Genomic DNA, 15,620 nt, shown 5'->3' with positions numbered 1-15,620 from the left:
GACGCCGTTGCACTCCTTTTTCGTGAATGGATGTTACCAGATCCCGAGCATTTGCATGAACACCAGCACAATCGCCAGCGGGGAAACGTATTTCAACAGCAGCAGCCAGATGACAAACAATCGTTTGCTGAGCGGGGAATGGTCAGCCCGCAGCTCCTCGATCAGCACTTCCCGCTTCATTTTCAGCGGGACGAAAATCGCGATCAGCAAAGCCCCAAGCGGCATCAAAATGTTGCTGACGAGAAAATCGAACGCGTCGAAAATCGATTTGTCAAACAGCTTGATGTCGCTCCACACGCCAAACGACAAGGCGGAAGGCGCTCCGACGATGAAAATGAGCAGCCCGATGATCCAGGACAGCCGCTTTCTTTTTGCTTCGTTCCCTTTTGTCAGAGACGCGACGATGATCTCCAGCATGGAAAAAGCCGAGGTCAGCGTAGCAAACAGGAACAAGGCGAGGAAGATCAACAGGAAAAAGCCGCCGAACGTAATCTTTTCAAACACGGATGGCAAAACGATAAACAGCAGACCTGGCCCAGCCGTCGGCTCCATGCCGAGCGAGAAAACCGCAGGGAAAATCGCCAGTCCGGCAAACAGGGAGACGAAAAGGTTCAGGCCGACGATCGAGCCTGCGGAACGGACAAGGCTTTCGTTTTTCGCCAAATACGAGCTGTACGTCACCATCACGGATACCCCGACGCTGAGCGAGAAAAACGATTGGCCCAGCGCGTACAAGATCGATTCCGCACTCAGCTTGGAAAAGTCCGGACGGAGGAAGAACGACACGCCCTCCATCGCTCCCGGCAATGTCAGAGAACGGAACATCAGGACGAGAAAAAGAATAAACAAGGCCGGCATCATGTATTTGTTCGCGGATTCGATCCCGCTCTGCACGCCGCGCGCCACGACCCAGGCCGTGATCAGCATGAACACGAACTGGGCGGCAACAGAACCGAATGGAGCGGAAATGACTTCTCCGAAAAGTTGCTCGTACGAAGCACCCATCAGTTGCCCCGTCACCCCGCGCAGCAAGTAAGTAAGAATCCAGCCCCCGACGACACTGTAAAACGACAGCAGCAAAAAGCACGTCACGACTCCAAGCCGACCGATCCAATGCCACAAAGTACCCGGCGCAATCGCGCGATAGGCGCTGATCGCTTCTTTTTGCGTACTGCGGCCGATGACAAATTCACCGAGCAACAACGGCAAACCGATGACGAGCGTAAAAATCAGAAACAGACAAAAAAATGCTCCTCCCCCGCTCGTCCCTACCATGTACGGGAATTTCCAGATCGCCCCCAGCCCAATCGCCGAGCCAGCCGCGGCCAAAATAAAACCGAGGCGGCTCGTCCATTGCTCTGTTTGATTTTTCATGATCAATCACTCCTCAACTATACATACATCTTGTTCCAATGGAATAAAAAAAACCCGCCCCAAAAAGGGACGAGTTGTTCGTTCTCGCGGTACCACCCTAGTTAGGCATCGCCTTTTTTCCAAAAGACATGCCTCTCCTCGTCATTGATAACGGGTATGACCCGGACTCTCCTACTAGCGGCGCCATGCGTTCAGAGGTCAGCTCCAGAGTGAATTCTACGAAGACTATTCCTGCGGCCGCTCTCAGTCTGTGGCGGCGCTTCCCTGTCAGGCAGCACTTTCGTATACTACTCTCTTTCGTCGCTATTTTCCTATGCAGGGGGTCGGCTAAATATAAAAAAACCCGTCCAAAAAAGGGACGAGTCTGTTCGCGGTACCACCCTGATTAAGCACCAAGAACATAGGACGTTCCCGGCACTTCACTTGCTCATCGTTAACGGAATGACCCGTTTCCTCCTACTTGGCCTGCGCCGTTCAAAGGGCTGCTCTGGAGGGAATTTCACGAGGCTCACTTCAAAGCTGCTTGCAGTCTTCGGCAGCTTCTCCCTGTCAAGCGATGTCATTCGTGTACTGGTCTCCGTCATTGCATTTTAGTTGTTATTGAAATGCTAGTGTTAAATTTAATATATACAACACAAATAGGCAAGACTTTTTTCAAAAAAAAACGAAAAGCGAGGATGATCACCGCTCTCCTCGCCTTACTTTTGGTTGAACAGTTCATGGAGAGTCGCCAGCTTGCGCTCCAGTGAACCCATGATATCACGGCCGATTTCTTCACCAATCAGTCCAAGTCGCACTGCATACTCTACTTCACGGGAAAGCCCGAACATTTGTGTATCAAGCACTTCTTCATACAGTGGGCACTGCGGCATGGTCAGGTTTTCCATCTGCACGTCGATTAGCTTGTAAATCTTGTCTGCGTCCGCTTTAAGCAGTGCTAGCGCTTTCTGTTCCAAGTCAGGAACTTTAATTTCTGTCAAAACCTATCCCTCCGTTTGCCTCCATCCTTATCATACATAGTACGCGATTCTGGGCCATTTGAAAAGGGGAGAAGCTAGATCAACTGCAAGAAGCTAAAAGATACCAAGATTCCATTCTTGTGAGAGAAGCTCAAGCAACTTGACTCCGGCAACCGAATTTCCTTTTTCATCCAGAGCAGGGCCGAACACGCCGATCCCCATCCGTTGCGGCACAGCTGCCATAATGCCGCCAGCCACTCCGCTTTTCGCCGGAATCCCGACATCGATGGCAAACTCCCCGGATGCGTTGTACATCCCGCAAGTCACCATGAAAGTCTTGCAGATGCGGGCAACTTCTCGTGGAATGATTCTTTCGCCTGTATGAGGGATAATGCCATCGGCGGCGAGCACCATGCCCAATCTCGCCACATCTTTTGCCGTTACCTCGATGGCGCAATGACGGAAGTACAGATCAAGCGTCTCTTCCACATCCGTGGTCAGCACTCCGCTGTCCTTCAAAAACCAGGCGAGCGCGCGATTGCGGTCAGCCGTCCGCTTTTCCGAGCGGTAAACCGCTTCATTGACAGACAGCCCACGATTCCCCGTAACGCTGCGCAGCAGGCCCAGAATCGCGTCCAGACGCTCTTCTACGCCATTGCCCTGGATCATTCCCGCAACCGCGATCGCCCCGGCGTTGATCATCGGGTTGAGCGGCTTGTGCGGCTTGATCGTCTCCAGCTTGATAATCGAATTGAACGGGTCGCCTGTAGGCTCCTTGCCCACCCGCTCAAATACATGCTTGTGTCCGTTTTGGCACAGGGCGACGACCAGCGAGAAAATTTTCGAAATGCTCTGTAGGGTGAAGGGAACATCCGCGTCTCCCGCTGATACAATCGTCCCGTCCGGCATACAGACGGCCGCGCCCAGCATGCGCGCGTCTACTTTTGCCAATTCGGGTATATATGCTGCTACCTTGCCTTGTCCTGTATATTCGCTGGCCGCTTGTACTTTCTCGGCCAATTGATTGGATGCACTCTCGATGTCCATCTGTTATCCCCTCTATCCATACTCGTGATGCATATGAATAGATTGTAGATTTGAATGCGTCGGCTGTCAAATTGTGGGACGCTATTCCACGATCGCCCGCTTCAGCCGCTCCATCGCTTCCACTACGACAGAGTGAGGGCAAGCAAAGTTGACGCGCTGGAAGCCTTCCCCTTCCTGGCCGAACACAAGGCCGTCCTGAAAGCCGAGCTTGCCTTTCTCCCGAAGCAGGCTGCTCAACTCGGCCTGTTTCAGTCCCAGGCTGCGAAAGTCCATCCAGCCCAAATACGTCGCTTGCGGAACCGGCATGCGAACCGCTGGCACGTGCTCGGCCAAAAAGCGGCTCATATAAGTCGCGTTTTTGTGCAAGTAGGAAAGCAAGGCTTCGAGCCACGGCTCCCCGTAGCGATAGGCAGCAATCGTCGCCTCCATCCCGAACAGGTTCACATTTTCACAGCCCATTCGCGAAGCCGTCACGGCAAAGTCACGCAGCAATTGGCGATTTTCCGTCAACAGGTAGGAAGTAAACAATCCTGCCAGATTGAATGTTTTCGATGCCGCCAAAAACGTGACGCTCTGCCTCGCCAGCTCCGTTGGCAGCGAGTAGTACGGAACGTGGCTGCCTTTTTCATAGACCAGATCGGCGTGAATCTCATCCGCCACGACGACGACCCCGTGCTCCACGCAGAGCGTGCCCAATCGCACAAGCTCCTGCCTCGTCCAGACCCGTCCAATCGGATTGTGCGGACTGCACAGAAGCATCAGCTTTACCCGTGGATCGCTCAGCTTGTTCGCCAAATCATCCCAGTCCATCTCATAATGCCCATTTTGCTCCACCAAGGAGCTGCGCACGACTTGCCTGCCGCGATTTTCCACCGCATGAAAAAACGGATGGTACACGGGAGTCTGGATCAGGACGCGCTCCCCTGGTGATGTATATGCCTCTATCGCCACATGAATGCCAGGAATCACACCGGGAATGCCCGTCATCCAGCTCGTCTGCACCTCTACTCCATACCGTCTCTGTATCCACTCCTGCAAGCTTTCATAAAAAGCCGCGCTTTTCAGCGGATACCCGTAGATCGGGTGCATCGCCCGCTGCGTGATCGCTTCCGTCACTTCCTTGGGACATGCGAAGTCCATGTCGGCCACCCACATCGGCAGCACGCCTTCTCCGTTCACTTTTGGATTGTCAATGTCCCATTTTACACTCTCTGTCCCTCTTCGCTCGATTCTCGCATCAAAGTCGTACACGTTGTCCCCTCCCGCATATCCGAAAGCTTCCGGCCATTTTGTCCTTTATTTTTACAACTATGTCCAGCATACCCCCTCTTGGCAAGATTGTCCAAGCGTGAGGCGAAAGCAGCGTTTGCCCTTTTTCAAAAAGGTATAGTAAAATGCTAGATGATTGAGAAAGATGACGGAGGTATGCATCATGTCTGATGTTATCGTGTTTAAAGGGGCCGTAACTTACCCCATCACTTTGGACCCGACTGTTTGGGTGTTCGACGATCGCAAGTTTGATTTGAACGCGTACACGGGTGAAGACGACCCTGCTTTGTCCAAACAAATGCAATATTTGCAAGGAACAGGAACACAGTGGGACAAGGAATTGCGCGAAGGCGCCCAGCTGCCGTCCGAGCGCAAAAGCTTGGCCGAGGAGCGCAAAGTGCTGGAAGGCGACTACGGGATTCGGCTCGATCCGTTCATCACTAACGCCGCTCCGCTGCCTGAAGCCACCCATGTCCGGCTTCATCGCGAAAACCAGGAGCCGATCGTCCTGCCGATTTCCGAAGCAAGACGGGCGATTTTGCAGTTTGCCAAGGCCGGAAAACCGATTAAAGAAGACGGGCCGGTTTACTTTTACTTGCCGGAAGTTCTGCTCAACAAGGAAGCGCCGATTACCGGAATCACGGCACTGGAGTTTTTTTCTGCCTGATCCCGCACGGCACTGTTTTTGAAAAAAGAAAGAAAAAGCCATCCTCTAACTGAACAGTCGCTCCCATCAATCAGGAGGACTGCTCATGGCCAAGGATGGCTTTGTCGTTTAGGTCTTATGTGTTGTGGTTGCACTGTGCACTCAGGCGCTGACCTGTGTGATGCGAATGTTTCGTGTCTGCATCTCTTCGCGAAGCAGTTCAATAAAAGCAGAATCTAGCTGAAGGTCGACAGCACGATGATATACTTCTATCAGCATTTGGTCACTCAAGTATTTCACCCTTGCTCACCTCCATCCTGTCGTATGAGTTCATTGTACCAGATGATAGAGTATCGAACAACCGTTCTGATATCCACAAAGCATGTGGAAATGTTGTGAGTAACTTGTGGGCAGCCTGTGTGTAACAAACAAAAACGCGGGATTCCCTATGTGGATTTTTCTTCCACTTTTATCCACAGGTAGTCGAATTTTGTCGAACGATTGAAGGATAGATTTCAGCGCTGCCAACGATAAAAAAACAGCCATCCTTGACGCCGGATGGCTGTTTGCTCTGTTTTTACGCGTTTGCAGTTTCCGATACGTGCAGCACTTGCTTGATGCGATCGATTGCCCAATCGAGATCTTCTTTGCTGATCACGAGCGGCGGAGCAAAGCGGATCGTTGTTTCGTGAGTCTCTTTGCACAAGAGGCCCAGTTCTTTCAGCTTCTCGCAATATGGACGAGCCGCTGTAGTCAGTTCCAGTCCGATGAACAGACCGCGACCGCGAATTTCTTTGATGATCGGGTTGTTGATTTCACGCAGTTTTTCCATGAAGTACGTTCCCATTTCCAGGGAGCGTTGCACGAGACCTTCATCGGCAAGTACGTCCATAGCGGCAATCGCTACTGCGCAACCAAGCGGGTTTCCGCCAAAAGTGGAGCCGTGGGAACCTGGCTCGAACACGCTGAGGATTTCTTTGTCAGCAGCTACAGCAGAGATCGGGAATACCCCGCCGCCGAGCGCTTTCCCCATGATGTACATGTCTGGCTTGACGCCTTCCCAATCGCTTGCGAACAGTTTTCCGGTACGGCCAAAGCCTGTTTGGATTTCGTCGCTCACGAGCAGCACGTTGTTTGCTTTACATACGGCTTGTGCTTCCTTCAAGAAGCCTTCTGTCGGAATGATAATGCCCGCTTCGCCCTGAATCGGCTCCAGCATGAATGCTGCGGTGTTTGGTGTAATCGCTTGCTTGAGTGCTTCAATATCGCCGTAAGGGATGATTTTGAAGCCTGGAGTGAACGGTCCGAAGCCGCGTCTGTACTCTTCCGCAGAAGAGAAAGAAGTAATCGTTACGGTACGGCCGTGGAAGTTTCCTTCACAGACGATGATTTCTGCCTGGTTTTCCGGTACTTTTTTCACATCGTAAGCCCAGCGGCGAACAGCTTTGAGAGCGGTTTCTACTGCTTCCGCACCCGTGTTCATCGGGAGGATCATGTCTTTGCCAGTCAATGCGGACAGCTTTTCGTAAAACTCGCCCAGCTGGTCATTGTAAAAAGCGCGGGAAGTCAATGTCACTTTGTCTGCCTGATCTTTCAACGCCTGAATGATGCGTGGATGGCGATGGCCTTGGTTCAAAGCGGAGTAAGCACTCAGCATATCCAAGTATTTGTTACCTTCTGGATCTTCTACCCAAACACCTTCTGCTTTGGAAATGACGATCGGCAGCGGATGGTAGTTGTGTGCGCCGTATTTTTCGGTTTGATCAATGACAACTTTTGTTTTCGTCATGGTGGTAGCCTCCTTCGGTTTCACTTGCCAATCTTAATCAAGCAAGAATGATGCCAATATAAAAAACGTGCGAAACGGCGCAATGGAATCCGTTTTTAGCAAAATTTTTTTGCATGCGTTTTCCTTATAATTTTGCAGGTGCATAGACATTTTGCACATCGCCTGTTCTATGATATGATACTGTCACGAAGAAAGGCTGGTGACCCATTGTGTCGACTTCAAGGCAAGAATCTTCCCTCGACACGTTTTTGCGCATTTACGAACATATCCTGGACAGAATGAACGAGGGCGTCCACGTGATTGACGCCACTGGCACGACGATTGTGTACAACCAGAAAATGACCGAGCTGGAGTCGATGGCCCGCCAAGACGTTCTGCACAAGCCTCTGTCGGAAGTGTTCCAATTCCACAGCGGTCAGGAGAGCACGCTGCTCACCTGCTTGCGAACAGGAAATAGCATACGCAATACGCGGCAAACGTATTTCAATGACAAGCAAAAAGAAATTACGACGATCAACAACACGTACCCGATCATCGAAAACGGGCAAATCATCGGCGCGATGGAGATTGCCAACGATGTGACGAAGATGGAACGGCTGATCAGGGAAAACCTGCTTGCCAAAAACGGCTCCCGCTACACCTTTGAGCAGATTATCGGCAAAAGCGGCCCGATTCTCGATGTGATTGAAAACGCCAAACGCGCGGCGCGCACCTCCTCCTCCGTCCTCGTCGTCGGCGAAACCGGAGCCGGAAAAGAACTGTTCGTGCAAAGCATTCACAACGCCAGTCTGCGCTCATCCGGCCCGCTTATTTCGCAAAACTGCGCAGCGCTTCCCGACAGCCTCATTGAAGGCTTGCTGTTCGGCACGGCACGCGGCGCTTTTACCGGAGCCGTGGAAAGACCCGGTTTGTTCGAACAGGCAGAGGGCGGCACTTTGTTTCTGGACGAAATCAACTCGCTTAGTATGCCTCTGCAAGCAAAATTGTTGCGCGCCCTCCAGGAGAAGTCGATCCGGCGCATCGGCGACACGAAAGACCGGGCCATTGACGTGCGGATCATCGCCGCCATCAACGAAGACCCTGTCGAGGCCATCGCCAATTCGCACCTGCGAAAAGATTTGTACTACCGTCTCGGCGTCGTCACGCTGTTTTTGCCCCCGCTGCGGGAACGCAAAGAAGATATTCCCATGCTCGTCTCGCATTTTATCGAAAAGTACAACGAGCTGTTTCAAATGGAAGTCGCGGGTGTCTCGGCGGATGTCCTGCAATTTTTCCAGGAGCATGACTGGCCGGGTAATGTCCGCGAGTTGCAGCATCTCATCGAAGGCGCGATGAATTTGATGGTGGACGAGACGATGATCCGCTACGAGCATCTGCCGCTGCATTTTTTGCGCCGCTCCCCTGCAAGCGCCGTCGTGATCGAACAAGCGCCGCCCCGTTCGCTTCCTTTTATCGAAGAAGGAAAATCATTGAAAGAAACGATGCAGGAGTTCGAAACCGCCTATATTCACCACGTCGTCGATCGTTACCACGGCAATATTTCCCGGGCGGCCAAGGAGCTGCAAATCAGTCGGCAAAGCTTGCAATATCGCTTGCGCAAATTGGGAATCAAAGGATAAAAAAACAGCTTCATTTTTCATGACGCCAAATTTCTTGGCGTTTTTTCATTTTTTTTGCACAAGTGTGCCGATTTGTTTTGCACTTTTCTCCATAAACTACCTGCAAAAGTCGATTTGCTTGGGCCGTTTCATTTGGTATCATTCTTGCAGAGCATATATCGCGCCTGAAAACGCATTCATCGAATCAATATTTCTCGCGTGAAGGAGAGGGTTATATGACACCAAGCAGCAACGAACAGAACAATGAACTAAAACGCAGTATGAACAGTAGGCACCTCTTCATGATTTCTCTTGGAGGCGTAATCGGAACCGGACTGTTTCTCGGTTCAGGCTATACTCTCAGCCAGGCTGGCCCTATTGGTACGATCCTTTCTTTTCTGGTGGGCGGATTCATCATGTACCTCACCATGCTCTGCCTCGGCGAATTGACCGTCGCCATGCCTGTTGCCGGTTCGTTCCAGACCTACATGACCCGGTTCGTAAGTCCGTCCCTCGGTTTTGGAGTAGGTTGGCTGTACTGGCTCGGTTGGGCGGTAACGGTTGCCCTGGAGCTTTTGTCGTCCGGTCTGTTGATGCAACGTTGGTTTCCAGACTCGCCTGTCTGGATGTGGTGCGCCATCTTCGGTGTCCTTTTGTTCCTGTTGAATGCGCTTTCTGCTCGTGCGTTCGGTGAGTCCGAGTTTTGGTTTTCCAGCATTAAAGTAAGCGCTATCATCCTGTTTATCATTTTGGGTGGCGCGGCCATGTTCGGCTTGATCGACATGAAAAATGGACAACCTGCTCCGATGTTCTCCAACTTCACCAGCACCTCACTGCTTCCCCACGGAATTACCGGGTTGCTGATGACGATGATCACGGTGAACTTCTCCTTCCAGGGTACCGAATTGATCGGTATCGCGGCAGGCGAGAGCAAAGAACCGGAAAAAACGATTCCGAAATCGATTCGCGCTACAGTTTGGCGCACGCTCGTCTTCTTCATTTTGGCGATTGCGATTGTGGCAGGGATGATCCCTCACCAGCAAGCCGGCGTTATCGAAAGCCCGTTTGTCGTCGTATTCGACAGTATCGGAATCCCTTATGCGGCAGACATCATGAACTTCGTCGTATTGACTGCCCTGCTGTCCGTAGCAAACTCCGGTTTGTACGCAGCTACCCGGATGCTCTACTCCTTGTCCAACGAGAAAATGGCTTCCCGCAAACTGGCGATTGTAAACCGCAAAGGTATCCCGATGAATGCGCTCATGATTACCTTCGCGATCTCCTTGCTCTCGCTGTTGTCTGGGTTTTTCGCGGAAGATACCGTGTTTATGGTGCTTTTGTCTATCGCTGGTCTGGGTGCGCAAGTAGGCTGGATCTCCATTTCGGCTTCGCAGCTCGCTTTCCGTCGCCATTACCTGAGAAACGGCGGCAAGCTGGAAGACCTGAAATTCCGCACGCCTTGGTATCCGGTCCTTCCGTTGGTTTCGTTGATCTTGAACTTGACCGTTCTCGTGAGCCTGGCCTTCGATCCGGAGCAGCGAATTGCCCTTTACTGCGGGGTGCCGTTCATGATTATCGCGATCCTCATTTACCAATACCGCTTCAAAAACCGACTGGAGCCACAACCGAAAAACGATCTTGGCTCTTATCGCAAAGCGGACAACCTATAAGAAAGCAAAAAGAAAAGCTTGCACTCCCATTTACGGGAAGCAAGCTTTTCGCTTTATACGCAAACTTGTTTGGCCATGCTACAAAGAGATTCGCACGATTTCCGTTATGACTACCATGGCAAAAACGGCAAATCCAAGGGAACTCGTCACCAGCAACATCCGCTTCAATTTTTTCATATCTTCCATATAAAATTCCCTCACTTTCGTTAACGCCCAGCATTTCGTTTCCTACCGATATATACGCACAAGGAATGGTAAATGTTTCAATTTGCGCCCAACATTTTTTCGTGTTTTCTCGTCAAAAAGTTTACGGCTGCGCGATTTTTGTCAAATCGTTGCCGAGTTTGTACGTATCGCGCTCCATCAGGTGAAGCATCCAGGCAACGAGCAGCCCGACAACGAGGCAGATCGTCCAAGGGAGCCACGTCGCTTCCAGCCTAAGCCCCACATCGTACACCCAGCCGCCTGCGATCTGGCCGAGCGAGCCTCCGATGGCGATCGAGTAGCCGTTGAAGCCGTAGTAAGCCCCTACCAAATCTTTTGGCGCAAAACGCGGAACGACGTCTACCAGATTGGGCACGGCGATCATCGTCCCCAGTGCGAACAGGAATACATCGATGAGCAACATCCACAGAGAGTCGGCAAACGTAAACAGGAACAGTCCTGCCCCCATGACGAGGGTGCCGATCCCGATCAAAGTGAGCCTGTGCGGGTAGCCTTCCAGCCATTGCGTCACTTTCATTTGAAAAAGGATGACGAACAAAGACATGGCAGACAAAACAATTCCGACCGAAGTCTTGCTATGTGTCACATGCTCCACGAGCAGTGGTATCGTCAAAAATACTTGCATGTTCAAATAGTAGTAACCCATCAAAATCAAGGTAAAGCGCACAAAACGCTTGTCCCGAATCACCGTGAACATGCTCTCCCAAATACTGTGCCGCGTGTTGGTCGCGCTGATCGGGGCCAGAAAAAAGAACGAGACGACCGCGTTCAAGGCAAAAATCGCTCCGGCAAACAGCGACAGGTAGGTAAAATCGACAGCCGACAGCGCTGTACCGACGATTTGCGAACCGACCACCGCAATATTTCCGAGCACATTGCGAAAGGCGAACACTTCTTTGCGGATAGAATCAGGGGTTAAAATCGCAAACGCCGCCGAGCCAGCCGGGTCAAACAACGCCCCACCCAAGCCCGACAAAATCGCTGCGATAAAAAAATGCCAAGTCTCGGTGCAAAAAGCAAACAGGGCAAAGCCGACAGCCCGCACTGCCATACCCAAAACCATCGCGCCCTTGTAGCCGAAGGCATCGGCAATGACTCCGCCCATAAACGCAAAGCCTTGCTGGGAAAATTGTCGCACGCTAAGTACCAGACCGGCCATCGCCAGCGTCCATCCGATACTGCCTGTCAAATACAAGGTCAAATAAGGAATCAGGGCGTAAAAGCCGAGATTCATCATAAAGGATGTCGCCAACAGCAGTTTGACCGAAAACGGTGTTTCTCTCCACATTTCCCGCTTCATTCGATACCCTCGCTCTCCCGTTTGCTCTCATGATTTAGGGATATCCCCAGCTTAAAGAACAGGGTATAATTTGGGAAACGAACGTTTTTGTATATGGTTATCAAATATTTAGATAAGAGGGAAACACACGCTATGGACTTCGAACAACTGCGCGCTTTCTACACATTGGCACAGACCAAAAACTTCACCAAGGCTGCGGAGATGCTCCATCTTGTCCAGTCTACGGTGACGATGCGAATCAAGCAACTGGAAGAAAAAGTCGGAAAGCCTCTCTTCATCCGTGACAAGCGAAGTGTTGAAATTACCCAGGCAGGCTTGACGCTTTTGCCTTATGCCGAGCGCATACTCAAACTGTCCCACGAAGCGCTCAACGAAGTCGCTTCTCTCCAGCCCTACGAGGACTACTTGTCGATTGGCAGCCTGAACGCCATCTGGACCTCTACCCTCGAACCGATCTTGAAAGAGTACCATTGCCGCTATCCGCAAATTGCCATCAGCACCAGAACCGGGCATTCCTCGGACGTCATCCAGTATTTGCTCGACAACGTGATCCAGATCGGGATCGTGTACGTGCCGCCCTCCTTGCCGAACTTTGAAGTCATTCCTACCTGGGATGATGAAATCGTCCTGGTCTGCTGTCCAGAGAGCAGCGTCGCCCAAGCGACTCACGTGGATTCGCGCGAGCTTCGCAACCTGCCGCTGCTCTACATGAACTGGGGACCGCCTTTTAACGAATGGATCAGGCAAACATTGCCGCGCAACTACGTGCCCAAGCTGACTGTCGACAAGGCGGAGCTTGCCATCGATTTGATCAAGGAAGGGCTTGGCGTCAGCTTGCTCACCCGCTCTGCGGTCAAAGCAGAGCTGGCTGCCGGGACGCTGAAGGAACTGCCGATCACTGGCAACAAGCCGCCCAAGCGCTCAGCCTATATCGTCCTGCCGAAAGACAAAAAAAATAAACCCAGCGTAGAAAAATGGCTGAGTCTGATGAGTGAGTTGGGATACTCAACAACGTAGCGCAACTAGCGCGATTGCGGTATGGGGCCGACGACGACATCTCGTCTCCCCAGCCTTTTTTCATAACCCCAGCGAACGCAGAAATACCAGCACATCGACAGGCAAAACCCGGTCAGCACATCGCTCAAAAAGTGCACGCCCAAGTACACGCGGCTCGCGGCAAGCAGCACAACGAAAACAAACACGACAGGCTGTACGTATGCCGACCAGCTTTTTTCCTCGTACCAGCGGGCGATCAGCAAGGCGAGCATCAAATAAAAGCCGGGCGCGATCATGGCGTGGCCGCTTGGGAAAGAAAACGAATCCGGCAGATCGATCAGATTGAAGCCAACTGGTCGAGGACGGGCAAAAATCAGCTTCAAAATCTCGTTGACGACTTCACTGACCCCGAGCGACAGCAGGATGACGACAGACTCAAGCCTGCGTTTTTTGAGGAAAAGGGCGACGATCAGCACGACGCCAAACGGCGCAAGGAAAGTCGCGTTGCCAAATTGGGTAAGCAACTGGAAAAAGCTCGTCAAGCCAGCAGAGCGAACAGCGGCTGCCAACGAAAAGGCTGCCTGATCCATCCCCGCTACCTGACCGGTTATGTATTGGCGAAACATCCATGCCCCCAGCACCGCGAACACGATGCCGCAAAAAATCAATCCTCTTTCTTTACTCGTTCCCATCCTGTTGTTCTCCTCTCTCTAGCAATGAACGCAGTGCCGTCAAAAAGCGCTGGTCATCTTCACGCGTACGGGCCGCAGGGCCGCGCGTTCTTCCTCCCCCGCGACGAAAGCGGGCTTTCTCGTTTCGCTCCTCCAAATGAAAAGCCATCCGTTCCGGTTCAAAAATCAGGCCATGCGGCGTCAGCGGCTGCGCACGCTTGCCAAGAATCAGAGCCGCCAGTCCAATATCTTGCGTCACGACGACATCATTCGGGCGGGTTTCATTTGCGAGCTTCATGTCGACCGCCTGCGGGCCGGCATCGACTGTCACGTGATGCTCGGAACCGATCTGATGATTGTAGCTGGCAAACGTGAGGCACTGCCACCCGAACTCCTTGCACAACTGTTGCGCGATCACCAGCGCCTGGCGCGGACAAGCATCGGCATCGATCAGGACGCGTCCTTTTTGCATCCAACCATTCCTTTCAAGCGCTTTTCTCTCCCCGATTCCGCTCATTTTTGGTATGATGGAACTGGAGAGGAGTGAACTTACCTTTGCGCAATTACTTTACTTTCGATGAACGTTTAGGCATTCGCCTTCCTGCATTGGATATGCAATGGGAGGAGTATTCACATACGGAACGTGCGGACATTTTGATGGAGTGGGAAGAAATTCGCGCAACCATCCCCGATCGGATTCACCGGGTGGAAGCTGTGATCATCGAGAAAACCAAGCAGATGTCCGAGGAGGAAAATTTCGCGCGCTCTTGTGAGCTGAACAGCGAAATTCATGAATTGGCGAGCGTCATTAATGATCTTAATATATGGTTTCGCGTCCAGCAAGATCATGACACCAAAATTCATCAATAATCCTCGAAACAACACGGCGAGGAACACATTCGAGACGTTTTTCCCACAAAAAAAGCTCTGTGGCTGCAAGAAAGCCATGGAGCTTTTTTCCATTTCGCTGTCTTTCATCTACTTTGCCTTGTTCCGCTTGCGGCCGATTTCCAGCGCCATCAGCCCGGAGACGTGTGGAGCTGCCATCGAGGTGCCGTTCAGCTTTTTAAACTGGTTGCCCGGCCACGTCGATAAAATTTCCACACCAGGCGCTTTCGTATTCGCTCCCCTTCCGCGCGAGCTGAACGAAGCCAGCCTGCCCGACTGATCGATTGCGCTCACTCCGAGAACGCCTTTGTACTTGGCAGGGTACTCGACCTCTCCCCCGCTGTTTCCCGCCGAGGCTACCATGACGATGCCGTGCTCTTTCGCCTTTTCCACAGCTCGCGCCAACGCCTCGCTGTATTGCGGCATGCCGAAGCTCATGTTGATCACGTCCATTTTGTTGGCAATCGACCAGTGCAATGCCTGCAAAATCGTCGACAGCGACGCTTTGCCCTCGTGGTCGAAGGCGCGTACGTCGTACAGATGCGCCTCGGGAGAGACACCGACGATTCCGCGCTGGTTCATCTCGGCCACAATGATTCCGGCTACATGCGTCCCATGTCCGTTTTGCTTGCCGCGCACAAAATGGACGCCCCCTTTGATCCGATCCTTCAAGTCAAAATGGTCGCGGGAGATTCCCGTATCAATGACCGCCACCTTCACCCCTTCGCCCCGGCCTTTTCGCCACAGCTTTTGCGCGCCGACATAGCGGACGCCCCACGGGATTTCGTCTTCGCCCTCTGTTTCTGTTTGTGTTACTGTTTGTGCTTGGGCATGGACGCTTACGGTCACATTCTCTTCCACCATGGCTTGATACCTGCGAAAATGCTCGCAGTGCTGCTCGTATATGTTGTCCTTGATGCACAGGCAAGCCCAGTCATCGAAGCATCGCCAAGGAAGTCTCTCTGTTTTGGTCATCACTTTTTTCTGCAAATCGCTCAGGATGTCGTGAAAGGACGTCTCCCGCTGAAAGCTGATGATTTTCAACCCACTAGCCTCCTGTCATGCACAGCGTTGCCACATCCTATGTCGTATCTGCCTCTGTCTGCTTGGGCATCTGCACACCGCCCGCCAAAATAGGCGATTCCCCCAGTCCATCTGTCCAAGCAAACAGATGCCTTCTCCCATATA

15 protein-coding genes and 1 other annotated feature are annotated in these 15,620 nt (G+C 52.1%); of the genes, 5 read left to right on the top strand and 10 right to left on the bottom strand.

Translation table 11 applies throughout. The features are described from left to right. Window positions 1–33 precede the first annotated feature (33 nt). From HP435_RS11625 to HP435_RS11610, 4 genes are all read right to left on the bottom strand, one after another. Entirely contained in the window at window positions 34–1,374 is a 1,341-nt protein-coding gene (locus HP435_RS11625; RefSeq protein ID WP_122965777.1) for a sodium-dependent transporter, read from the bottom strand. 62 nt (window positions 1,375–1,436) lie between these two features. Continuing rightward, window positions 1,437–1,684: a binding site (T-box leader), on the bottom strand. Between the two features lie 388 nt (window positions 1,685–2,072). Then, a complete protein-coding gene (locus HP435_RS11620) occupies window positions 2,073–2,354 on the bottom strand; it encodes an Fpa/YlaN family protein (RefSeq protein ID WP_063230762.1) in 282 nt (93 codons plus the stop codon). 93 nt (window positions 2,355–2,447) lie between these two features. Then, window positions 2,448–3,380 (bottom strand): glutaminase A, encoded by a 933-nt coding sequence (gene glsA, locus HP435_RS11615; RefSeq protein ID WP_122965776.1) that lies wholly within the window; start codon window positions 3,378–3,380, stop codon window positions 2,448–2,450. Between the two features lie 81 nt (window positions 3,381–3,461). Continuing rightward, window positions 3,462–4,631 (bottom strand): MalY/PatB family protein, encoded by a 1,170-nt coding sequence (locus HP435_RS11610; RefSeq protein WP_173599179.1) that lies wholly within the window; start codon window positions 4,629–4,631, stop codon window positions 3,462–3,464. A gap of 181 nt (window positions 4,632–4,812) precedes the next feature. Here HP435_RS11610 and HP435_RS11605 point away from each other — a divergent pair, with 181 nt between their 5' ends. Next, the gene (locus HP435_RS11605) at window positions 4,813–5,316 is read left to right on the top strand and encodes a hypothetical protein (protein ID WP_122965774.1); all 504 of its coding nucleotides are present in this window, start codon (window positions 4,813–4,815) and stop codon (window positions 5,314–5,316) included. 141 nt (window positions 5,317–5,457) lie between these two features. Here the strand turns inward: HP435_RS11605 and HP435_RS11600 are convergent, their stop codons facing one another. Further along, on the bottom strand, window positions 5,458–5,595 hold the full coding sequence (locus HP435_RS11600; RefSeq protein WP_063230759.1) for a sporulation histidine kinase inhibitor Sda: 138 nt from the start codon (window positions 5,593–5,595) through the stop codon (window positions 5,458–5,460). Window positions 5,596–5,872: 277 nt separating this feature from the next. Further along, window positions 5,873–7,084: an ornithine--oxo-acid transaminase gene (locus tag HP435_RS11595; RefSeq protein ID WP_122965773.1), complete on the bottom strand. Its 1,212-nt coding sequence runs from the start codon at window positions 7,082–7,084 to the stop codon at window positions 5,873–5,875. Between the two features lie 278 nt (window positions 7,085–7,362). Here HP435_RS11595 and HP435_RS11590 point away from each other — a divergent pair, with 278 nt between their 5' ends. After that, a complete protein-coding gene (locus HP435_RS11590; RefSeq protein ID WP_229049948.1) occupies window positions 7,363–8,703 on the top strand; it encodes a sigma-54 interaction domain-containing protein in 1,341 nt (446 codons plus the stop codon). Between the two features lie 215 nt (window positions 8,704–8,918). Beyond that, window positions 8,919–10,352, top strand: a complete 1,434-nt coding sequence (locus HP435_RS11585) for an amino acid permease (protein ID WP_173599180.1) — start codon at window positions 8,919–8,921, stop codon at window positions 10,350–10,352. Window positions 10,353–10,659: 307 nt separating this feature from the next. Here HP435_RS11585 and HP435_RS11580 read toward each other — a convergent pair whose 3' ends face one another. After that, window positions 10,660–11,877, bottom strand: a complete 1,218-nt coding sequence (locus HP435_RS11580; protein WP_173599181.1) for an MDR family MFS transporter — start codon at window positions 11,875–11,877, stop codon at window positions 10,660–10,662. A gap of 132 nt (window positions 11,878–12,009) precedes the next feature. Between HP435_RS11580 and HP435_RS11575 the strand changes: the two genes are divergently transcribed. After that, window positions 12,010–12,894: a LysR family transcriptional regulator gene (locus HP435_RS11575; RefSeq protein WP_122965769.1), complete on the top strand. Its 885-nt coding sequence runs from the start codon at window positions 12,010–12,012 to the stop codon at window positions 12,892–12,894. A 5-nt stretch (window positions 12,895–12,899) separates the two neighbouring features. Here the strand turns inward: HP435_RS11575 and HP435_RS11570 are convergent, their stop codons facing one another. Further along, a complete protein-coding gene (locus tag HP435_RS11570) occupies window positions 12,900–13,565 on the bottom strand; it encodes a phosphatase PAP2 family protein (RefSeq protein WP_173599182.1) in 666 nt (221 codons plus the stop codon). Beyond that, window positions 13,552–14,016 carry a YaiI/YqxD family protein gene (locus HP435_RS11565; protein ID WP_122965767.1) on the bottom strand — a complete coding sequence of 155 codons (465 nt, stop codon included), beginning with the start codon at window positions 14,014–14,016 and terminating at the stop codon, window positions 13,552–13,554. The genes HP435_RS11570 and HP435_RS11565 overlap by 14 nt, the downstream gene beginning before the upstream one ends. Before the next feature lie 83 nt (window positions 14,017–14,099). On the opposite strand from HP435_RS11565, the gene HP435_RS11560 reads away from it, so the two are divergent. Beyond that, complete coding sequence (locus tag HP435_RS11560) at window positions 14,100–14,414, top strand: hypothetical protein (RefSeq protein WP_063230752.1); 315 nt, start codon at window positions 14,100–14,102, stop codon at window positions 14,412–14,414. Between the two features lie 108 nt (window positions 14,415–14,522). Here the strand turns inward: HP435_RS11560 and HP435_RS11555 are convergent, their stop codons facing one another. Next, a complete protein-coding gene (locus HP435_RS11555; protein WP_173595727.1) occupies window positions 14,523–15,476 on the bottom strand; it encodes a S8 family peptidase in 954 nt (317 codons plus the stop codon). Window positions 15,477–15,620: the final 144 nt, after the last annotated feature.

Source organism: Brevibacillus sp. HD3.3A, assembly GCF_013284375.2.
Lineage (GTDB): Bacteria > Bacillota > Bacilli > Brevibacillales > Brevibacillaceae > Brevibacillus > Brevibacillus parabrevis.
This window is presented reverse-complemented; position numbering and strand designations above follow the sequence as displayed.